10 protein-coding genes are annotated in these 22,281 nt (G+C 71.1%); 8 read left to right on the top strand and 2 right to left on the bottom strand.

The window, feature by feature from the left end:
* The first annotated feature begins 72 nt into the window (after positions 1-72).
* Together OHA11_RS01920 and OHA11_RS01915 are read left to right on the top strand one after the other, a co-directional pair.
* Positions 73-2,040, top strand: coding sequence for a translation factor GTPase family protein (locus OHA11_RS01920; RefSeq protein WP_266491333.1), 1,968 nt, complete (start codon positions 73-75; stop codon positions 2,038-2,040).
* 87 nt (positions 2,041-2,127) lie between these two features.
* On the top strand, positions 2,128-3,987 hold the full coding sequence (locus tag OHA11_RS01915) for a cellulase family glycosylhydrolase (protein WP_266491331.1): 1,860 nt from the start codon (positions 2,128-2,130) through the stop codon (positions 3,985-3,987).
* 135 nt (positions 3,988-4,122) lie between these two features.
* Here OHA11_RS01915 and OHA11_RS01910 read toward each other — a convergent pair whose 3' ends face one another.
* On the bottom strand, positions 4,123-5,373 hold the full coding sequence (locus OHA11_RS01910; protein ID WP_266491329.1) for a YncE family protein: 1,251 nt from the start codon (positions 5,371-5,373) through the stop codon (positions 4,123-4,125).
* A gap of 156 nt (positions 5,374-5,529) precedes the next feature.
* Between OHA11_RS01910 and OHA11_RS01905 the strand changes: the two genes are divergently transcribed.
* Positions 5,530-6,192, top strand: coding sequence for a TetR/AcrR family transcriptional regulator (locus OHA11_RS01905; protein ID WP_266491328.1), 663 nt, complete (start codon positions 5,530-5,532; stop codon positions 6,190-6,192).
* Positions 6,193-6,379: 187 nt separating this feature from the next.
* Entirely contained in the window at positions 6,380-7,819 is a 1,440-nt protein-coding gene (locus tag OHA11_RS01900) for a M6 family metalloprotease domain-containing protein (protein ID WP_266491327.1), read from the top strand.
* A 334-nt stretch (positions 7,820-8,153) separates the two neighbouring features.
* Here the strand turns inward: OHA11_RS01900 and OHA11_RS01895 are convergent, their stop codons facing one another.
* The gene (locus tag OHA11_RS01895; RefSeq protein ID WP_266491325.1) at positions 8,154-8,525 is read right to left on the bottom strand and encodes a nuclear transport factor 2 family protein; all 372 of its coding nucleotides are present in this window, start codon (positions 8,523-8,525) and stop codon (positions 8,154-8,156) included.
* Positions 8,526-8,955: 430 nt separating this feature from the next.
* Here OHA11_RS01895 and OHA11_RS01890 point away from each other — a divergent pair, with 430 nt between their 5' ends.
* The 4 genes from OHA11_RS01890 to OHA11_RS01875 all read left to right on the top strand — a co-directional run bounded on the left by OHA11_RS01890 (position 8,956) and on the right by OHA11_RS01875 (position 22,279).
* Positions 8,956-9,177, top strand: coding sequence for a hypothetical protein (locus OHA11_RS01890; RefSeq protein WP_266491322.1), 222 nt, complete (start codon positions 8,956-8,958; stop codon positions 9,175-9,177).
* A 556-nt stretch (positions 9,178-9,733) separates the two neighbouring features.
* Complete coding sequence (locus tag OHA11_RS01885) at positions 9,734-16,948, top strand: type I polyketide synthase (protein ID WP_266491321.1); 7,215 nt, start codon at positions 9,734-9,736, stop codon at positions 16,946-16,948.
* 1 nt (position 16,949) lies between these two features.
* Positions 16,950-21,944, top strand: a complete 4,995-nt coding sequence (locus OHA11_RS01880) for a type I polyketide synthase (protein WP_266491318.1) — start codon at positions 16,950-16,952, stop codon at positions 21,942-21,944.
* Positions 21,941-22,279, top strand: a complete 339-nt coding sequence (locus tag OHA11_RS01875) for an acyl carrier protein (RefSeq protein WP_266491316.1) — start codon at positions 21,941-21,943, stop codon at positions 22,277-22,279. The genes OHA11_RS01880 and OHA11_RS01875 overlap by 4 nt, the downstream gene beginning before the upstream one ends.
* Positions 22,280-22,281: the final 2 nt, after the last annotated feature.

Below are 22,281 nucleotides of genomic sequence, written 5' to 3'. Positions count from 1 at the left end.
GAGCAGCAATGCGCGCACCGTTCGTGTCCACCCAGGAAGGAATCCCTCTCTCTTCAAAGGACATGACAAGCGGTGCACACGCTGAACCTGGGAATTCTGGCGCACGTAGACGCCGGTAAGACAAGCCTGACCGAGCGGCTGCTGCACACCGTCGGGATCATCGACGAGATCGGCAGCGTCGACGCCGGCAGCACCCAGACCGACTCCCTCGCGCTGGAGCGACAGCGCGGTATCACCATCAAGTCCGCCGTCGTCTCGTTCGAGATCGACGACGTGACGGTCAACCTGATCGACACACCCGGTCACCCGGACTTCATCGCCGAGGTGGAGCGGGTGCTGAGCGTGCTCGACGGCGCGGTGCTCGTGATCTCGGCCGTGGAAGGCGTCCAGGCGCAGACGCGTGTCCTGATGCGGACGCTGCGACGGCTGCGCGTACCCACCCTCGTCTTCGTCAACAAGATCGACCGCCGGGGCGCGCGGGACGAGGCGGTGCTCCGGGCCGTCACCGAGCGCCTCGCCCCGGCCGTGGTCCCGATGGGCCGGACCGTGGGACTGGGAACGCCCGAGGCCCGTGTCATTCCGGGGCTCGCTCCGGTCGCGCTCGATGTCCTGGCCGACCACGACGACCGGCTGCTCACCGCGTACGTCGAGAACGGCGTGTCGAACGGCCTGCTCCGCGCGGCCCTCGCGGACCAGACCCGGCAGGCACGCGTGCACCCGGTGTTCTTCGGCTCCGCCATGACGGGCGCGGGCGTGGACGCGCTGATCGCCGGCATCAGGGACCTGCTGCCCGCAGCCGAGAGCGATGTCGACGGACCGGTCTCCGGCACGGTGTTCAAGGTCGAGCGGGGCCGGGCGGGGGAGCGGGTCGCGTACGCGCGGATGTTCTCGGGGGCGGTCCGCACCCGGGACCGGGTGACCTTCGGAGACAGCGAGGAGGGCAAGGTCACCGCGGTCCGTGTCTTCGAACACGGCTCGGACGTCCGGGAGGGCCCGCTGCCCGCCGGCCGGATCGGCAAGCTGTGGGGCCTCGACGGCATCAGGATCGGCGACAGCATCGGCGTACCGCGCCCGTCGTACGAGCACTTCTTCGCTCCGCCGACCCTCGAAACGGTCGTCGTGCCGTGCCGCCCCGCCGACAAGGGCGCCCTGCACACCGCACTCACCCAACTCGCCGAGCAGGACCCGCTGATCGACCTCCGTCAGGACGAGCGGCGGCGGGAGATCTCCGTGTCCCTCTACGGCGAGGTGCAGAAGGAGGTCATCCAGGTGACCCTCGCCGACGAGTTCGGCCTCGACGTCGGCTTCCGCGAGACGACGACGATCTGCGTCGAGCGGCCCGTCGGCAGCGGCGCGGCGGTCGAGTTCAACGGCAAGGACCCCAACCCGTTCCTCGCCACGGTCGGGCTGCGCGTCGACCCGGCGCCGGTCGGCTCCGGCGTGGGGTTCCGGCTGGAGGTCGAGCTCGGCGCGATGCCGTACGCCTTCTTCAAGGCCGTCGAGGACACCGTGCGGGAGGCCCTGGACCAGGGAGTCCACGGCTGGCGGGTCACCGACTGCACGGTCACCATGACGCACTCCGGCTACTCGCCCCGGCAGAGCCACGCGCACCAGGGCTTCGACAAGAGCATGTCGAGCACGGGGGCGGACTTCCGCGGCCTCACCCCCCTCGTGCTGATGGACGCGCTGCGACAGGCCGGCACCCAGGTGTACGAGCCGATGCACCGTTTCCGCGTCGAAGCCCCGGCGGACTCGCTGGGCGCGCTCCTCCCGGTCCTCGCCAGGCTCCGGGCCGTGCCGCGGTCGACGGAGACGCGGGACACGTCCTGCGTGCTGGAGGGCACGATCCCCGCGGCCCAGGTGCACGGACTGGAGCAGCAGCTACCGGGAGTGACCAGCGGGGAGGGCGAGCTGGAGTCCGCCTTCGACCACTACGCGCCGGTCGCGCGGGGCACGGTCCCGGAGCGGCCGCGAACCGATCACAACCCGCTCAACCGCAAGGAGTACCTACTCAACGTCACCCGGCGAATCAGCGGGTGACTGCCACAACCCCCTTGTGAGAAAGGTGACTTACTCTCAAGTCAGGAGTATTGACGGGCCAGAGACGTGCACGGGACTGTTGTGAACATGTCGAAGTTCCGTGCGCCTCTGCTCGGCGTCCTCGTACTCCTCACTGGTCTCCTGACGACCACCGGAGCCCAGCCCGCCGCCGCCCTCCCCGACGACCTGTGGTTCGACCCGGCCGCCGCGGCCACTCTCACGGTCCAGAACGGCCGCTTCACCGACGGGCTCGGCCGCGAGGTCGTGCTGCGCGGCTACAACGTCTCCGGCGAGACGAAACTCAAGGAGAACAACGGCCTTCCCTTCGCCTCGGTCGCGGACGCCAAGAAGTCCGCGACCGCGCTGAGGTCGCTCGGCGGCGGCAACTCGGTCCGCTTCCTGCTCTCCTGGGCGTACGCGGAGCCCGTGCGCGGCCAGGTGGACTCGGCCTATCTGGCCGCGGCCACCGCCCAGATACGCGCGTTCCTGGACGCCGGGATCCGCGTGTACCCCGACTTCCACCAGGACCTCTACTCCCGCTGGCTGTTCGACTCGGACAGCTGGTACACCGGCGACGGCGCCCCCAAGTGGGCCGTGGACGCCGGTGACTACCCGGACGAGTACTGCGGCATCTGCCCCTTCTGGGGTCAGAACATCACCTCGAACGCGGCCGTGACGGAGGCGTCGTACGACTTCTGGCACAACGCGTACGGGCTCCAGGACGCCTTCCTCGACACCGCACAGAAGACGATGACGTACGTGCGGCAGAACCTCACCGCGACCCAGTTCGCGGGCGTCGTCGGCTTCGACCCGTGGAACGAACCGCACGCGGGCATCTACGACTCGGGCCAGACCAGCCGGGCGTGGGAGCAGAACGTGCTGTGGCCGTTCTACGTCAAGTTCCGCGCCCGGATGGACGCGGCGGGCTGGCAGTCCAAGCCGGCCTTCGTCGAGCCGAACCTCTTCTGGAACGCCAACATCGACTTCCAGAAGCAGGAGGGCGGACTGCTCGACGCGACCCTCGGGTCGCGCTACGTCTTCAACACCCACTTCTACGACCAGAAGGCCATCTCCGGCGTCTTCATGTGGGGCAAGGCGGAGGACGGCCAGTACGTCGGCGACTTCGGCACCGTCCGCGACCGGGCCACGGCAACCGGGACGACGGCGATCATCAGCGAGTTCGGCCACCCGCTCACCGGCTCCGTCTCCGACAAGGCGCCGACGGTCTACAAGGCGATGTACCAGGCCCTCGACTCCCGGGTGAAGGGAGCGAACTGGTGGGCGGACCCGGCGAGTTCGGGCCCCGTCCTCTCCGGCTCCCAGTGGCAGTGGGACATCTACAACGGCCGCCACAACGAGCTGATGAACGACAACCCCGACAAGGTCCAGATCGAGGGCGACGGCTGGAACGGCGAGGACCTGTCCGCGGTACGCCTCGACGACTCGGGCCAGGCCGTGCTGCGCCAGGACGCGCGGATGCTCGACCGCGTCTACCCGAGCGCCACCGCGGGCCGCTCGCTGGCCTTCACCTACGAGGACCGCTCACGCGACGGCTCCACCACACTGACGTGGAACCCGGTGCCAAGCTCCCTGCCGAACGTCGCGCAGCTCGTGGGTTCCGGGCAGTACGCGCTGCAGGTGTGGCGCTCCGACGGCAGCACCGAGCCGACGGAACTGCACCTCCCGGCGTCCTTCCCGAACGCGGCGACCACGGTGGTCTCCGACCTCGGAACGGCCTTCGGGCCGCCGGTGTACACCCGCACGACCCCGATCGCCACCGCGGCCGAGCCGGGCGGCACCGGGAGTCGACGGCTGCTGCTCACCGCGGCCGATTCGGGCACGTTGCACTATGCCCTGGTCACCAATGGCGCGACCGCCCCGTCCGCCGCGGTGCTCAGCGCGGCTCGGACGGAGCTGTCTTCTTGGATGGCCTCGGAGTTCAGCTGAGGGCTCCGCTGGGGTCGATGTGTCGACTGCGGGTTTGTTGTGGCTGGTCGCGCAGTTCCTCGCGCCCCTTGGGGGCGCGGGGAACCGCAGGCCGAATGCGACGGGTCCACTCGGCGGTAAGCCGGGCGGAGCACGTCAGTCGGCTGTCGTCCCCGTCCAGTTGGCAGGGACGTGGGCCAGTCGCACGCGCTGTGGGTGGTCGCCGACCGGTACGGACACCGTCTTTTTGCCGGTGGTGAAGTCGATCGCGGTGACCTGGTCGGCGCCGCTCTCGGAGACGACGCAGGACTTGCCGTCACCGCTGACGGTCGCCCAGTAGGGCTTGGAGGCGGTGACGAGCGGGCCCTCCTGGAGGGTGGCGCGGTCGACGACGGTCGCGTAGTCGTCCATCGTGCCCGCGACGCAGATCTTCGTGCCGTCGGGCTTCATCGAGATGCCGTGGTGGCGCGAGTCGTTGACCCAGGTGGTGCGGTCGGTGCTGGTCGCGGGGTTCATCGGCAGAGTCTTGGTTCGGGTGATCCGGTCCGTGGCGATGTCGTACTCGAAGAAGCCGTTGAAGAACGACACCTGGAAGTACAGCTTCGACTCGTCCGGGCTGAAGGTGGCCGGGCGGACCGCGTCGGAGTAGTCGGTGAGGCCGATCGCGTCGAGCCGCTCCCGCATGTCGATGATCTTGACCTGCTTGAACGTGGTCGCGTCGACGACCGTGATCTTGCGGTCGCCCTTCGTCCAGTCCAGCCACGGGGCGTCGGTCGCGGTGTTGACGTCGCCGATCGCCATGTTCCAGATGTACTTGCCGTCGCTGGTGAAGATGTTCTCGTGCGGTTTGTCGCCCGTGCCGAACGAGCCCGCCTGCTTGCCGGTGTTGATGTCCAGCACGTGCACGGTGTTGGACGTGGAGGCCGAGACGGCGACGCGAGTGCCGTCGGGGGAGACTGCCATGTGGTCGGCGCGGTAACCGGACACGGGGAAGCGCCAGTTGATGTCGCCCGAGGCCAGGTCGATCGAGACCACGTCGGCGAAGCTGGGCCGGGAGACCACCATCGACCTGCCGTCGGGGGTGGAGTACATGTCGTCGACGAACTGGTCGTGACCCTCGCCCACACTGTTGCGGATGGTCATGAACGCGATCCACTTGATCGGATCGGCGTTGATCTCCGCCATCCGCGCGTCCTTGTCCGGGATGACGTTGATCCGGCCGACCTTCGCGAAGTCACCGCTGGACCCGATGACATCGGCGGTGCCGTCCCAGTTGTTGCCGACGAACATCACCTCCCGCAGATCCGCGGAGGCGGTGGGTGCGCCGGACGCGGTGGCCGGTGCGGTGACGGTCAGGACGAGGGCGGCCGCGATGGACCAGGCGTGCCGGGCTCTGAAGGCAGACATGACCGATCTCTCCTATTTGCAGGAAGCATGACAAGGCGGAGAATCTGAAGACGCGCAAGTTCAGATTTGACCTACTGGAAAGTAAGGAGCGAGGCCCGCTCTCCACAAGACTCCGGACAGGACAAGATTGGCCATCGGACCGATCAGGGAGGTTCAGTGGCGGGCAGGCTCAGAGCGCCGACCGGCCGGTACGGCGGCAAGTCCGCCGAGGAGCGGAAGTCCGAGCGGCGCCGGAGATTCCTGGACGCCGGACTTCAGCTCTTCGGGGGCACCCCCGGCTACCGCGCGACCACCGTCGCCGCCCTGAGCGAGGCCGCCGGGCTGTCCACTCGCCAGTTCTACGAGGAGTTCCGCACCCTGGAGGACGTGCTGGCCGCCCTCCATCTCCAGGTGAACGACTGGGCGGAGGAGGCGGCCCTGACCGGCCTCGCGGAGGCGGACGGACTGCCGATCGCGGAGCGCGCCACGGCGGCCTTCCGCGCGTACGCCGCCAACGTCACCGGAGACCCGCGTCGCCTGCGCATCACCTTCGTAGAGATCATTGGCGTCAGCCCGCGCCTCGAGCGACAGCGGTTGGCCCGCCGCTCCCGCTGGGTCGACTTCATCCGTGCCGAGGCCGCGGCCGCCGCGGAACGGGGCGAGGCGGTGCCCCGCGACTACCGGGTCGCCGCGGCCGCGTTCATCGGCAGTGTCAACGGACTGCTGCACGACTGGAGTTCGGGCTGGGTCGACGCGAGTCTCGACGAGGTCGTGGACGAACTGGTCGCGCTGCTGCTGGGGATCCTGCGACCGCCGGGGTGGCGGCCGGAGGGCACGTAGGCTCCGGTGGGGGAACGGTCCGGGATCGGTGACCGCCGCTCGCGGGAGCCCAAGTTCCGCTCCGTACCCGGACATTGACAGAAAAGCCGCCGCCAACTATGAGAAGGCATACGGTCTTCGTATGGCCTGATTTTTCTGGATCCTCCGTGTCCGGCAAGAGGGGTTCGTCCCCTGAAGGGGGTGCCTGATGCGCCATTCGCTCAGCCCTGTACGACCAGTTCACGACTGTGCCGCCGCCTGTCCCGTACCGCTGGCGCCCCAGGCGCTCGCGCAGCTGTACGCCCGCTATCTCGAACTGCGCAAGGAACGCCGCCTGCCCAGGAACATGACGTTCGAGGAGTACTACACCGTCTGGCGCGCGGGACGACGGGGTGAGAACCTCGTCGGCCTCGACGACGGAGCCGTCGACCCGGGCCCCAGTACCGACAAGCAGCTCATCACCCGGCCGACGGCCCAACTCCGGGGAACCATCAGGACGTTGGTGCTGCTCGTCGACTTCCCGGACCAGCCGCACGAGGGCGACCACGGCCCCGGCCACTACGACAGCATGCTCTTCGGCCTCGACGAGTTCCCGACCGGCAGCATGCGCTCGTTCTACCGTGACGTCAGCGCCTTCGACACGTCACCGAGCACCGGCATCGACGTCCAGGGAGCGGTGCACGGCTGGTTCCGTATGCCGCAGCCGCTCTCCTTCTATGCCGACGGCAACTCGGGCATGAACGCCAACTTCCCGCGCAACTCACAGGGGTTGGCGCGTGACGCCGTACTGGCGGCCCGTGACGCCGGAGTCGACTTCACCTCCTTCGACGCGCTCGACGAGGGAGCGGTCACCGCCCTGTTCGTCATCCACGCCGGACGCGGCGCCGAGCAGACGACCCGGCGCGGTGACCTGTGGAGCCTCAAGTGGACGATCCCCGGCGGCGTCGACGTCGGTCCGGGCCTGTCCGCGCGCACCTTCCTGACCGTCCCCGAGGACTGTGCCGTCGGCGTCTGCGCCCACGAATGGGGCCACCTCGCGGCACGCTGGGCCGACTACTACGACACCGGCCAGCAGCAGCTGACGCGCTCGGCCGGACTCGGCAACTACTGCCTGATGGCGGGCGGTTCATGGGGCAACGGCGGTCTGACCCCGACCTTCCCGACCGCCATGCTGCGGATGTTCCACGGCTGGTCCGAGCCCCAGGTGGTGAACAAGACCACCCGGGACATCAGACTGCGGCCCGCCGCCGAGGACGGCGAGGCGGTCTTCATCCAGAACCCCGCGACCATGTCCGACAGCCAGTACATCCTTGTCGAGTACCGTCGCCGTCGCGGCCAGGACGCCTTCCTGCCCGACGAGGGGATCGCCGTCTACGTCGTCGACGAGTCGATCGACAACGTCAACGACGAACAGAACCTGGCCATCGAGCTCATCCAGGCGGACGGCCGCGGCGACCTCTCCCGGATGTTCGGCCGCGGCAACCGCGGCGACAGCGACGACCTGTACCCGTTCAAGGACAACACCACGATCGGCGAGAAGACGAATCCGGCACTGAACCTGCCCCAGGGCACCTGGACGGGGGTCACCATCGAGACGGTCGGCACCCCTGGGGCCGACGAGATGACGGTCCACGTCACCGTGGCGTAGGAGGCCGTCACCGGGCCGGCTTCCGATCCCGGTGACACTGCGATGCGGCGAGCCCGCGTACGGAACCCCGCGCCTCGTAAGGGCCGCGGGGAACCGCGCGATACGCCTCCACGCACGACTCACCGCGGAGGGATACGACGCCTTCGAGTGGCACGCGGCCTGTGACGAGCATGGCGAGAGCGTGCTGTTCTCAGTGCTGACAGCAGGAGAGAAACGGACGCTCGCCGACCTGGTCCGAAGGCCGGTCGCGGCCGAAGAGGCCGAGCCGGACGCGTCCGAGCCGAGAAGGTCCAGGTCAGACGAGTCGTGATCCGGACCCTCGGCATGCCCCTGCCTAGTCTTGGTCGTCCCATGCCTGCAGCACCGTCTGGTCGACGATCTTGCCGTCGCGCAGCGACACCATGGAGCTGGCGAGCACCCTGACGCCGTCCGCGTACTGGCAGGACTCGGTGAAGGCGACATGGTCGCCCTGGATCACGCACTGCTCCAGCTTGTGCGTCATGTCGCGGCTGTAGACGTCGTCGAGCATCGCGCTGATCTGCTCGCGGCCGTGCATGACCTTGGGGTGGCTGGGCTGCGTGTTGCGGTCGACGACGCGCATCTCGGCGTCGTCGGCGTACAGCGACAGCAGTGCCGACGCGTTCTGGCCTTCGATGCCCCGGCGCAGCGTTTCGGTGTCGAAGCCGGGACTTGCCGCAGTGCCCATGATGGACCTCCTTGTGGACCACTGACGAAGGCCGCGGCCGGTACGGAGCGGGCCGCTGAGGGCCTCCCCTTCGAGCCTCCTCCGCCGCGGCGGCCACGGCAAGCGCAGCGGGTCCGTGTCCGCGGGCGGCCCGCCGCCCGCGGACAGGCATGATCTCAACACGACGTATCGCCGCCGCCGTTGGCCTCGCAATCGCCATCACGGGCCTTGCCGTACCGTCCGCGAGCGCTGCCGCCACTCCGGAGACGGGAAAGCTGAACCCCGTCGCGATGCTCGACTCGCTCGCCGTGAGACCGAACGGCCCGGTCCATCGGCGTGTGCCTCCTCTCGAGGCACACGCCGCGTGCGGTCTTGGCGTGTTCAACTTTCATGACCATGGCAGACCCCTCCCGGATGCGCGCGTGTGCGGTCCGGGTGAGAGGCTGAGGGCATGTCGGAACATCCCGTAGTCGTGCATCCGCCGCAGGAGACGGGCGGTCGGCGCGTGACGGTCCACGGCGAGTCGATCGGCGTCGCCATGAACCTCCTGGACGTCGTCGAGTTCCTGCGCCGCGCGGGCCTGGAGTTCGACGACAACGAGGTCGCGGCGTCACCGCTCATCGAGTGGCGCGGTGGAGGACCGTCCTACTGGGGACCGGAACCGGGCGGCTGAAGAAACGTATCTTGGTTGCCGCGGGGTAAAGTCCGGCCGGCGATTCGGGGAGTGCGGCGGGCGAAAGAGAAAACTCCGGAAATGAACCGGAGGCGCACCCAGTGACAGGCGGATGTCCAGGGATGTTGTTTCTCGACAACGCGCCACGTGCGGGCGTGCCGTGTGCGGCTCGATGAGGGCCGTCGGTGCGGACATGTGAATTTTACAAAGCGGCGTCGCGCTGCCGTCCGTGTTTCACGCCGGCGATGCCGGGATGAATCCGATGGCTGCTTTGGTCGGCTTGCGGCGCTGTCGTCCGGCTAGCGTAGTGACTGATTGGAATTGGCCGGGTTTTCGGTTCTTGAGGTCCGACGGGGTATGGCCGAATCGATTCCACGGCGTAGCGGCAGGTAGTTGCGATGTTGACCGGTGGGTAACTGAGGCGCTAGTTTCCGACCGGTTGGTTTGCGTGTGAGAGTTTTCAGGATGCCGCTTAAACGGTGTATGTCCGCGTGGGCCAATTCGTCGTCTCCAGGCAACTCCCCACCGTGCAGTCTCACCGATTATTCGGAGAATCATGACGTCTGCTGTGCGCGCCGAGGACATGATCATCGGAATCACCCCGTTCGGTGAACCCGAAGCCAGGCTTGCCGCCGCCGTCAGCCGTGCAGGCGGACTCGGGGTACTGGACCTGGGAATCGGTGACCGAAGAGCCAGAGAGGCGCTCGCCGTCCTCCGGCGCTGGGCGCCCGGACCGTTCGGAGTACGCGTCGGAGCGCACTGCCGGATCGCTCCCGGAGAACTCGCTCCCGGAGAACTCGCTCCCGGGAAACTCGAACCCGGAGAATTCGCGCCTGGCAAGAAGAGCGGAAAGCCGGGAATGCAAGACGGCGGCGGCCTCCATACCGTCGTCCTCGGCGCGGATTCGCGATGGCAGATCGACGAGGTCACCGCGACGTACCGGGTCCTGGTGGAGGTGACGGACCTGGAGCAGGCTCTGGCCGCGGTCCGGGCCGGAGCACACGGCCTGATCGCCCGGGGCAGCGAGAGCGGCGGCCGGACCGGGGAGCTCAGCACCTTCGTCCTGCTCCAGCACCTGCTCGCCGAGCCCGGCGTGGACCTCCCCGTCTGGGCCTGCGGCGGCATCGGCCTCCGTACGGCGGCGGCCGCCGTGGTCGGCGGGGCGGCCGGAGTGGTCCTGGACAGCCAGCTGGCCCTGCTCGCCGAGGCGAGGCTGCCGGAACCGGCGGCCGCGGCGCTGCGGTCCATGGACGGCTCGGAGACCGTCGTGGTGGGCGGGCACCGGGTGCTGCACCGCAGGGGCCCGGACGCCCCGCGCGTCCCGGCCGACGATCCAGCGCTCGTGGCGGAGATGCTCGGTGCCCAGGACCCGCGTGCCCAGCTCCTGCCGGTCGGTCAGGACGGCTTCCTCGCCGCCCGCTTCGCCGAGCGCTGGGGCGACGCCGGCCGGACGGTCCGCGCCCTGACCACCTCCGTACAGGACGCCGTACGCGATGACGGGCCGGCCGGGGCACTGCGTTCAGGGTCCCCGATGAGCCGCGCGCTCGGCACGCGCATACCCGTCGCCCAGGGGCCGATGACCCGGGTCAGCGACCAGGCACGGTTCGCCGCGGCCGTCGCCGCGGACGGCGCCCTGCCCTTCATCGCGCTGGCCCTCGCGAGCGGTGAGCAGACGCGGGCGGTCCTGGAGGAGACCCGCGCCGCCGCGGCCGGACGGCCCTGGGGTGTCGGCGTGCTCGGCTTCGCCCCCGAGGAGACCAGAAACGCCCAGCTCGAAGCCGTACGGGAGATGCGGCCCACGCACGCGATCATCGCGGGCGGCCGACCGTCCCAGGCCGAGGCGCTGGAGCGGGCCGGGATCAGCACCTTCCTGCACGTGCCCTCGCCGGGACTGCTCCGCCAGTTCCTCGACGCCGGCGCCCGCCGCTTCGTCTTCGAGGGCTCCGAATGCGGCGGCCACGTCGGACCGCGCGCGAGCTTCCCCCTGTGGGAGGCCCAACTCGCCGTGCTGGAAGACTTCTTGGCCGGAGCGGACGCCGAAACGGCCGAACGCGTCGAGGTGTTCTTCGCGGGCGGCGTCCACGACGAGCGCTCGTCCGCGATGGTCGCCGCGCTCGCCGCGCCCCTGATCGCGCGCGGCGCCGCCGTCGGCGTCCTCATGGGGACCGCCTACCTGTTCACCGACGAAGCGGTGGAGTGCGGGGCCGTCCAGCCGCTCTTCCAGCAGCAGGTCGTGGCCGCCACCCGCACCGCACTGCTGGAGACCGCGCCCGGCCACGCCACCCGCTGTGTGCCCAGCCCGTTCAGCGAGAACTACCGGGAGTTCGAGGCGGAGCTGCGCGAGCGCGGCGTGCCCGAGCGGCGGATCTGGGAGGAACTGGAACGGCTCAACGTCGGCCGGCTGCGGATCGCCAGCAAGGGGATCGAGCGGGACACCGCCGGCGAACTGACGGCCGTGGCCGAGGAACGCCAGCTCTCCGAGGGCATGTTCATGGCCGGGGAAGTGGCCGTGCTGCGCTCCGCCACCACCACGATCAGCGCGCTGCACGGCTCCGTCACCACCGGCGCGGCGGGCTTACTCGCCGCACGCGCGGCTCTGCTCCGGGAACGCCTGGAGATGGACACGGCCGAGGAGTCCGCGGCGCCCGAGCCGCTGGACGTGGCCGTGGTCGGCATGGCCTGCATGTTCCCGCAGGCCCCCGACCTGGCCGCCTTCTGGGCGAACATCCTCAGCGGCCACGACGGCGTCGGTGAGGTCCCCGCCGACCGCTGGGACCCCGCCGTGCACTATTCGCAGGACGCGGACGGCGCCACCCCGTCGAAGTGGGGCGGCTTCCTGCCGCGGATCCCCTTCGACCCGCTGCGCTACGGCATCCCGCCGACATCGCTGGGCAGCATCGAGCCCGTACAGCTGCTGGCGCTCGAAGCCGCGCGGCGGGCACTGGAGGACGCCGGGTACGGGGAGCGGGGCCGGGGCTTCGACCGGTCGCGGACCTCCGTGGTCTTCGGCGCCGAAGCGGGCAGCGACCTGTCCAACGCCGCCACCCTGCGAGCTGTGCTGCCCTCCTACTACGGGGAGGTGCCGGGAGGTCTGGACGAGCAACTGCCCCGGCTCACCGAGGACTCCTTCCCCGGCATGCTCGCCAACGTCATCTCGGGGCGGATCGCCAACCGGCTGGACCTGGGCGGCGCCAACTACACCGTCGACGCGGCCTGCGCGTCGTCACTGGCCGCCGTCGACGTGGCGTGCAAGGAACTCGTCGGCGGTACGAGCGACGTCGTCCTGTGCGGGGGTGCCGACCTGCACAACGGCATCAACGACTACGCCCTCTTCTCCTCCGTGCACGCCCTCTCCCCGACCGGCCGGTCGCGGGCCTTCGACAGCTCGGCGGACGGGATAGCCCTGGGCGAGGGCATCGCCTGTGTCGTGCTCAAGCGGCTCGCGGACGCCGAACGCGACGGCGACCGGATCTACGGAGTGATCAAGGGAGTCGGCAGCTCCAGCGACGGCCGCTCACTCGGCCTCACCGCGCCCCGCCCCGAGGGCCAGCGCGCCGCACTGGAGCGGGCCTACCGCAACGCGGGGATCTCACCGGCCGACGTCGGCCTGGTCGAGGCCCATGGCACGGGCACCGTGGTCGGCGACCGTACCGAACTCACCATCCTCAGCGAGGTGTTCACCGAGGCCGGGGCCAAGGCGGGCGGCTGCGCGCTCGGTTCGGTCAAGTCGCAGATCGGGCACACCAAGTGCGCCGCCGGTCTCGCGGGTCTGATCAAGACCGTGCTGTCCCTGCACACGGGAGTCAAACCGCCCACCCTGCACATGAAGCGGCCGAACCCCGCGTGGCAGGAGGAGAGCAGCCCGTTCGTCTTCCACGCGCGGCCACGGCCCTGGGCGGCCCCGGCCGAGGAACGCGTCGCCGGACTCAGCGCGTTCGGCTTCGGCGGGACCAACTTCCATGTGGTGCTCAGCGCCCACACGGCCGCCGAACCACCCGCCCACGGTCTGGACAGCTGGCCCGCCGAGCTGTTCACCTTCCGCGGTACGGATCCCGCGGCGACCCGGCGAACCATCGAGGACGTACTCAAGGCCGCCGAGACCGACGGCCGCCCGTGGCGCCTGCGCGACCTCGCACTGAGCGCGTCCCGTCGCGCCGACGCCCGCCACGAACCGGTCCAGGTGGCCGTCGTGGCCACCGACGTGGACGGACTGATCGGTCAGCTGCGCCGGGCTCTGGCGGGTGAGCACGATCCGGCCGGAGGCATCCACCTCGCGGACGCCGGACGGGCCGGGGCCGACGGAAGTGAGCAGGCGGGGGCGGACGCGGAGCAGGTGCCGTCCGGCCCGCGTCGACCGACGGCGGCCGACGGCAAGGTCGCGTTCCTCTTCCCGGGCCAGGGCAGCCAGCGGCCCGGGATGCTCGCGGACGTGTTCATCGCCTTCCCCGAGCTCCAGCACTACCTGCACCTCGGCCGCGACCACGCCGACGCGCTGTACCCGCCTGCCGCCTTCGACACGGCCGCCCGGGACCGCCAGCGGGCCGGGATCACCGACACCCGGGTCGCCCAGCCCGCGCTGGGCGTCGCCGGACTCGCCGCCCACGCACTGCTCAGCGCGGCCGGTGTACGACCCGACATGGCGGCCGGACACAGCTACGGCGAACTGGTCGCCCTCTGTGCGGCGGGCGCGATCACCCCGGAAGCGCTGCTGGAACTGAGCGCCGAGCGGGCGGCGGCGATCCTCTCGGCCGTCGGCGAGGACCCGGGAACCATGGCGGCCGTCGCGGCCGGTGCCGAAGACGTCTCACGGGCCCTGCGCGAGACGGGCGCCCCCGAATCGGTCGTCGTCGCCAACCTCAACTCGCCCCGGCAGACGGTGATTTCAGGACCGACAGAGGCGATGGCCACCGCTGTGCCGCTGCTGCGCGCGGCGGGATACGGTGCCGATCCCATCCCCGTCGCCTGCGCCTTCCACAGCCCGCTCGTGGCCGCCGGTGGGGAGCGGTTCGCCGAGGCACTCGCGAACCGGACCATACGTTCGCCCGAGTTCCCGGTGTGGTCCAACCGCACAGCGGCTCCATATGGCGACCGTGCCGACGAGATCCGTGCGGAACTCGCCGCCCAGATCGGCGCCCCCGTCGGATTCGTCGCACAGATCGAGGCCATGTACGAGGACGGGGCGAGGATCTTCGTCGAGGCCGGCCCCGGCTCCGTACTCACCCGGCTGGTCACGCACATCCTCGGCGACCGCCCGCACCGCACCGTCGCGTGCGAGCCGCGCCACGACAGCGGACTGCGCGGCTGGCTCGACGCACTCGCCCAACTGGCCGTGGCGGGGCTGCCGGTACGCACCGGATGGCTGTTCCAGGGACGCGACGCCGTCGACGCGACCCGGACGCCGGAGCCCAAACGGCCCGGATGGACGGTCGACGGGCAACTGGTCCGTACCGCCGCCGGAGAACTCCTCCCCGGTGCCCTCGCACCGGCCCGACGCGTTGTGGAGACGACAGTGACGACGAGCCACTCGAACCACACGAACCACGCGGCCGGCGTCCCGGCCGACAAGGACGCGCTGATCGCCGATTTCCTGCGCACCAGCCGCGAGATGGTGGCCGCCCAGCGCGACGTGCTGCTGACCTACTTCGGCGCCGCGCCGGGGCAGTGGATTCCCGCGCCCGCGGCGCCCGCCGTGGTCGGCCCCCACCAGCAGGCCGCACCGGCCGCTGAGCTTCCCGTGGCCCAACAGCAGGTTCCGCGGCCGGAGTTGGCACCCGCGCTCGCCACCGCAGGGACGCCCGCCCCTGAGGCGGTCACGCAAGCGGTCCCGACGGCGGTCACGGAAGCGGACGTCCTGTCGGTCGTGCTGGACATCATCAGCGAGCGCACCGGCTATCCCGTGGACATGATCGAGCCCGATCTCGACCTGGAGGCCGACCTCAGCATCGACTCCATCAAGCGGGCCGAGATCGCCGGTGAACTGGCCAAGCGCCTGGGAGCCGGGGGCGGTGTGGACATCGCCGGGCTGGACGACGCGGAGCTGGAGGACCTCGCGAAGGCCCGTACGGCCGCAGCGGTGACGGGCTGGCTCGCCGCGCGCCTCGCGGGACCCGCCGAACCGCCCGGCACTACGACGCCGAGTACGCCTCCGAGTACGCCTCCGAGTACGCCTCCGAGTACGTCTCCGACTGCGACTCCGATGACGGCCGGACAGCCGGAGGGGTCGCCGAACGGCACAGCGGTCGGGCAGACCCGGACGCCGGAGCTGATGGAAGTTGGCGGCGAGGCCCCGAAGCGCTTCCAGCTCCGGCCGGTGCTTCTGGAGCGGCAGGACGGCGACGGCTCGCTGGACCCGTCGGCCGTACTGGCCGGAAAGCGGTTTGTCCTCCTCGGCGACGAGAGCCAGGGCGTGTCCCGGGAGGTCCGCTCGCGGCTCGCGGCGCACGGAGCCGACACGGTGTTCCTGGGCCGGGACCATCTGCTCACCGAGGCGGACGGCCAGGTCGACGGGGTGCTGTACCTCGACTCCCTCACCGATTCCGCGATACCGGTGCTGCCCGACGCGTTTCCTGTGTTCCAGGCCGCCCTGCGCCGGGGCCCGCGCTGGCTGCTCGCCGCCCGGCCCGCCGACGGGGACTCCCCGGGCCTCCGGTCGGCAGGGCTCCACGGTCTCTTCCGTACCGTCGCACGCGAGTATCCCGAGACCGTCGCGCGGATCGTCGACCTCGACGACACCACGCCCGCCGCCGTCGCCGACGCGCTGGTCGACGAGCTGCTCGCGTCCGACCCGGCCCCGGTCGTCCTGCGCACGGCGGCCGGTCGCCATGGGCTGGACCTCGTCGAGACCCCGCTGGGCGCCCTCGGTACCACCGGCGCCGGACCCGCGGGTGACGGCGCCGCCGAGGCCGCCGCCATCGGCCTCGACCGGGACTCCGTGGTGCTGTTGGTCGGCGGGGCACGCGGCATCACCGCGACCTTCGCCGCCGCGCTCGCCGCGGCCTCCCGGTGCCGTATCGAACTGCTCGGCAGGACCCCGGCGCCGACCGGCCCCGAGGATCCGGCCATCGCCGCCGCCGCTGACCGCGCGGCGCTGCGTACGGCACTGGCTGCCCGCGCGGGCAGCGGCGTGACGCCCGCCGACATCAACCGCGAAGCCGAACTCGTCCTGGCCCAGCGGGAGATCACCGCCACCCTGGCCGAACTCACCGCGCTCGGCAGCACGGCCCGCTACCACTCCGTGGACTTCCGGGAGCCGGACGCCGCGCTCCAGGCGGTGAAGGAGATCCACGCCGAGCACGGCCGGCTCGACGGCGTCGTCTACGCGGCCGGAGTGATCGAGGACCGCCTGATCGCCGACAAGACCGCCGAGTCGTTCCAGCGCGTGTACGACACGAAGACGAGCGGCGCGGAGACCCTGCTGGCAGCGCTGGCGGAGTTCCCGAACGGTCCTGCGTTCGCCGTCCTGTTCGGCAGCATCTCGGCCGTCCTCGGCAACCGAGGCCAGGTCGACTACGCGGCCGCCAACGACGCCCTGCAGAGCCTCGGCGCCGACTGGGCCGCCCGCACCGGTCACCGTGCCCTGACCGTGCACTGGGGACCGTGGGCGCCGACCGGCGGCCACACCGGAATGGTGACCCCGGAACTCGGCCGCGAGTACGCCAGGCGCGGGATCAAGCTGATCGACCCGGAGGAGGGCACCGCGGCGCTGCTCCGTGAACTCGCCTGGGGCGACGAGTCCGCCGGAGCCGTCGTCTACACCTCGTCGGGCTGGTGACATGAACGACCTGACGGATCAAGCCGATCGGGACCAACTGAGCCGGGATCAACTGGGCCGGGATCAACTGGGCCGGGATCAACTGAGGGAGCGTCAACTTCCGTCTCCCGTCGCCATCGTGGGGATGGCGGTGCTGCTGCCCGGTGCCGCAGACCTCGACGCGTACTGGCGGAACCTGCTGGCGGGCACGGACGCCATCACCGACGTACCCGACGGGCGGTGGGACGCCGACTACTACCGCCCCGATTCCGCGAGCGGGCCGGCCGTCGCCGACCAGGTGTACTGCCGGCGCGGCGGCTTCGTCGACGAACTCGCCGACGTGGAGGTCACCCGGTTCGGGATCATGCCGAACTCGGTGCCCGGCACCGAACCCGACCAGCTCATCGCGCTGAACGTGGCCGCCGCCGCCCTCGCCGACGCGGGCGGCGAGGACCGGCTGCCCGACCGGCACCGCATCGGCGTCGTCCTCGGCCGGGGCGGCTACCTCACCCCCGGCCTGGTCCGCCTCGACCAGCGGGTCCGCACCGCCGGTCAACTCGTCCGTACGCTCGGCGAGTTGCTGCCCGACCTGGACGCCGGCCAACTCGACCGGGTCCGCGCGGCGTTCACCGAGCGACTCGGGCCCGACAGCCCCGAGTCGGCCATCGGCCTGGTGCCCAACCTCGCGGCCTCGCGCGTCGCCAACCGTCTCGACCTGCGCGGCCCCGCCTACACCGTGGACGCCGCCTGCGCGTCCTCGCTGGTCGCCGTCGACCAGGCGGTGCGCGAACTCGCCTCCGGACGCTGCGACTTGATGCTCGCCGGGGGAGTGCACCACTGCCACGACATCACCCTGTGGAGCGTCTTCTCCCAACTCCGCGCGCTCTCCCCGAGCCAGCGGATCCGCCCCTTCCACCGCGGCGCCGACGGCATCCTGATCGGCGAGGGCACCGGCGTGGTGGCACTCAAGCGACTGGCCGACGCCGAACGCGACGGCGACCGGATCTACGCGGTCATCCGGGGCACCGGCGTGGCGAGCGACGGCCGCGCCGCCGGTCTCGTCAACCCCGACCCCGGCGGCCAGGCCCACGCCGTACGCCAGGCCTGGCACGCCGCGGGCCTCGACCCCGCCCAGCCCGGATCCATCGGTCTCCTGGAGGCCCACGGCACCGCGACCCCGGCCGGTGACGCGGCCGAACTGGCCACCCTGGCCGAGGTGTTCGGTCCCGGCACGGACGGTGACCCCGCGGTGATCGGCTCGGTGAAGTCGATGATCGGCCACACCATGCCCGCCGCCGGAGTGGCCGGTCTGGTGAAGGCGGCCCTCGCCGTCCACCATGGGATGCTCCTGCCGACGCTCCACTGCGACGACCCGCACCCCGCGCTCGCGGCCACCCGGTTCCGTCCGCTGGAGACGGCGACGCCCTGGGAGACCGGTCCCGGGCGGCCGGTGCGCCGGGCAGCCGTCAACGCGTTCGGCTTCGGCGGGATCAACGCCCATGTCGTACTGGAGCAGGCGCCTGGCATACCGGCCACCCAGTACGCGACTACCGCTTCCCCGCCCCTGCCTGTGCCCGAGTCCCCATCCCTGCCTGTGCCCGTGCCCGAGTCCCCATCCCTGCCTGTGCCCGAGCCCGCGCCCCCGGCCCTTTCCGGGACTGCCGCGACCGCTTCCGTCGTCGAGTCGGAGCAGGTGCTCCTGCTCGCCGCCGACAGCCCCGAGGACCTCGCCGCACTGCTGGAGGCCGACGACTCGGCTCTCCTCGCGGCCGGTCTCGACACCGGCCGGACACATCCGGACGCGGGCCGAGCCCGGCTCGGCATCGTCGCCCCGACCGCCAAGCGGCTCGCCCTGGCCCGCCGGGCGGTCGCCAAGGGACGCGCCTGGCACGGCCGCAGCGACCTCTGGTTCACGCCGACTCCGCTGCTCGGCGGCGGCGGTGGGGACGAGAACACGAGCGGCAAGCTGGCCTTCGTCTTCCCGGGGCTCGAAGGCGACTTCGAGCCCCATGTCGACGACGTCGCCGCCCACTTCGGCCTTCCCCGCGTCCCGGGACCCACCCCGAACGCCGAGAAGGAGCGGGTCTCGGACGTGGGCCGGCACGGATTCGGTGTCGTCGGCGTCGGTCGGCTGCTCGACGGCGCGCTGCGCCGCATGGGCGTCGTCCCGGACGCGGTGGCCGGGCACAGCGTCGGCGAGTGGACGGCGATGGCGGCCGCCGGGATGTACGACGGGGCCGAAGTGAGCGACTTCATGGCGTCGTTCGACCCCGACGCGCTGACCGTCCCGGGCCTGTCCTTCGCCGCTCTCGGCGCCCCCGCCGGGCGCGTCCTGGAGGCCCTCGACGACGGGTGGACGGACGCCGGAATCGTCCTCTCCCACGACAACGCGCCGAACCAGTCGATGGTGTGCGGACCGCGGGACGCGGTGGAGGAGTTCGTACGCTCCTTCCGCGCCCGGGGCGTACTCAGCCAGGTGCTGCCCTTCCGGTCCGGCTTCCACACTCCGATGCTGAAGCCCTACCTCGCGCCCATCGAGGAAGCGGCGAACCAGTTCCGGCTGTATCCGCCGACCGTGCCCCTGTGGTCGGGAACGAGCGCGGCGCCGTTCCCCGTCGGCGAGGCCGCCGTACGCGAGCTGTTCGTCAGGCATCTGCTGGAGCCGGTCCGCTTCCAGCAGTTGATCGAGGCCATGTACGCGGCGGGCCATCGCGCCTTCGTCCAGGTCGGCACCGGGCAGCTCGGCTCACTCATCGGCGACACGCTGAACGGGCGCGACCACCTGGTCGTGGCGGCCAACTCGCCCCACCGCACCGGCCTCGCCCAGCTCAGCCGGGTGGCGACGGCGCTGTGGACCGTGGGCGCGGCGGTCGCTCCGGCGCTGCCGCCGACTGCCCGTTCCGCCGCTCCCTCCGCTGCTCCTTCCACCACACTTGCCACTGCTCCTTCCGGCGGTCCCTCCGCCCGTACCGCAGGGCCCGCCGACTCGGTGCGCCCCGTACGCGTGAACCGGTCGACCGTCCGCCTCGACCTCGGCGGAGCGCTCGTCTCGCTACACGGCCCGGCCCTCATACAACTGCGCGCCGAGCTGCGCGGCACACCGGCCCCGAGCGAAGCCGTCCCCGCGGCGGTCGCCACGGGCCCGTCGCCCCTGGACGCGCTCGCCGCGCACATGCCGGTCGCCGCCGAACTGAGCGCGCTGTTACGGGACACGGCCGACACGGCCGCCGCACTGATCACGGCAGGCAGCAGCCGTCACTCCGGCCCGGCCGTGGCGCCTGCTCCCGCTCAAGCCCCCGTTCCGACGGCTCCTCACCGCACATCCGCGCCCCTCGCCCCCAAGCTGCCCCCCGCCCCCAAGCCGACCCCCGCCGCCCAGGTATGGCGCACCGCCGTACGCGTATCCCCGGAAGCGATGCCGTACCTCCTCGACCACTGTTTCTTCCCGCAGCGGCCCGGCTGGCCCGATGTGGCCGACCGTTGGCCGGTCGTCCCCGCGACCACGATCGTTCACCACATCATGGAGGCGGCCGAGGACGCGGCCCCCGGCTTGCGGGCGGTCGCCGTGCACGGGGCCCGGTTCGACCAGTGGCTCACCGCCACACCGGCCGTCGAGGTACCGGTCACGGCCGTCCCCGACGGCCCCGGCCGCCTCGCGGTCTGCTTCGGACCGCGGGCACGTGCGGTGGTCGAGCTCGCGGCCCGCTTCCCGGTGCCACCCCCCACCCCGTGGCGAGCGGACCCCGACTCCGAACGAGCCCCCGAACACACCGCGGCCCAGCTCTACGCCGAGCGCTGGATGTTCCACGGACCCGCTTTCCAAGGGGTCACCGAACTCACCGCGATCGGCGACATGCACGTACGAGGCGTGCTCACCACGCCGTCGGCCCCCGGCGCCCTGCTCGACAACGTGGGCCAGCTCCTCGGCTACTGGATCATGGCGACCGGGACGGAACGGACCGTCGTGTTCCCCGTCCAGATGCGGCACATGCGGTTCTACGGGACGCACCCGCGCCCCGGGACCGACGTGGACTGCCTGGTGAGGATCACCTCCCTCACCGACACCGTCCTCGAAGCCGACGTCCAACTGGTCGTCGCGGGCGAGGTGTGGGCGGAGCTCACTGGCTGGCAGGACCGCCGTTTCGACAACGACCCGCAGACCAAGCCCGTAGAGCGGTTCCCCGAGCGCAACACCCTCTCGCAGGCGCGGCCCGGCGGCTGGTCCCTGCTCCATGAGCGCTGGCCGGACCTCGCCTCGCGTGACCTGATCATGCGCAACTCCCTCAGCGGCGCCGAGCGTTCGGAGTACGAGCGGCACGCTCCCCGGGGGCGCAGGCAGTGGCTGCTCGGCCGGATCGCCGCCAAGGACGCCGTACGGCAGTGGCTGTGGGACCACGGCGAAGGACCGGTCTTCCCGGCCGAGATCCGGGTGCGCAACGACGAGTCGGGCCGCCCGTACGTCACGGGGCTGCACGGCCGGACGCTGCCGCGGCTGGACATCTCGCTGGCCCACCGCGCGGAGGCCGGGGTCGCGATCGTACGGCCGCACACGCCCGGACCGGGGCCCGGCATCGACATCGAAGAGGTCGTCGAGCGGGACGCGCAGACCCTCGCCGTCGCCCTCGGCGAGGACGAGTTGCGGCTGCTGCGCGCCCGATGCGCCACCACCGGCGAATCGGAGGCGCTGTGGTTCACCCGGTTCTGGGCGGCCAAGGAAGCGGTCGCCAAGGCGGAGGGCACGGGCTTCGACGGACGGCCACGGGACTTCACCGTGCGCGAAGCGACGGCCGGGGATGCCGGAGATGCCGGAGATACCGGGGATGCCGGGGATGCCGGGGATGCCGGGGATGCTGCAGACACCGGAAACGCCGGGGACAGACTGGTGGTCTCGGGGCGCCTCGAACGCGCGTACATCGTGCACTGCGAGCGGACCGGCAACCCGCCGGGACTGCCGGACAGGGACTACGTCGTGGCCTGGACGACCGGCCCGAGGGACCAAGAGGAGAGCGATCGATGAACCCGAGTCAGCCGACCGGTGCGACCGAGGCCGACCCCGTGCGCGCGGACGAGGAGTCGGTCCTCGCCGACCTCACCGGCATGCTCGCGAACCTCCTCGACGAGTACGGCCTCGACGACGTCGAGGTCCGCATGGAGACCACGTTCAACCGCGATCTGGAACTGGAGAGCATCGACCTCGTGACCCTGGCGGGTCTCCTGGGGGAGCGGTACGGGGATCAGGTCAACTTCGCAGAGTTCCTGGCCGGCATGGAGTTCGACGAGATCATCGAACTCACCGTCGGCCGGCTCGTCGAGTACGTCGTGCGGAGCCTCGAAGCGGCGGAGGCGGTCTGAGT

It is taken from the genome of Streptomyces sp. NBC_00878, assembly GCF_026341515.1.
In the GTDB taxonomy this organism is placed as follows: domain Bacteria; phylum Actinomycetota; class Actinomycetes; order Streptomycetales; family Streptomycetaceae; genus Streptomyces.
The sequence above is the reverse complement of the archived record's forward strand: the minus strand, read 5'-3'. Positions and strand labels throughout refer to the sequence as shown.

Excerpts from the sequence above, each read along its gene's own strand:
- OHA11_RS01915 (WP_266491331.1), top strand. The coding sequence starts at position 2,128 with ATGTCGAAGTTCCGTGCGCCTCTGCTCGGCGTCCTCGTACTCCTCACT.
- OHA11_RS01875 (WP_266491316.1), top strand. The coding sequence starts at position 21,941 with ATGAACCCGAGTCAGCCGACCGGTGCGACCGAGGCCGACCCCGTGCGC.
- OHA11_RS01895 (WP_266491325.1), bottom strand. The coding sequence starts at position 8,525 with ATGGGCACTGCGGCAAGTCCCGGCTTCGACACCGAAACGCTGCGCCGG.
- OHA11_RS01910 (WP_266491329.1), bottom strand. The coding sequence starts at position 5,373 with ATGTCTGCCTTCAGAGCCCGGCACGCCTGGTCCATCGCGGCCGCCCTC.
- OHA11_RS01880 (WP_266491318.1), top strand. The coding sequence starts at position 16,950 with ATGAACGACCTGACGGATCAAGCCGATCGGGACCAACTGAGCCGGGAT.
- OHA11_RS01885 (WP_266491321.1), top strand. The coding sequence starts at position 9,734 with ATGACGTCTGCTGTGCGCGCCGAGGACATGATCATCGGAATCACCCCG.
- OHA11_RS01890 (WP_266491322.1), top strand. The coding sequence starts at position 8,956 with ATGTCGGAACATCCCGTAGTCGTGCATCCGCCGCAGGAGACGGGCGGT.
- OHA11_RS01900 (WP_266491327.1), top strand. The coding sequence starts at position 6,380 with ATGCGCCATTCGCTCAGCCCTGTACGACCAGTTCACGACTGTGCCGCC.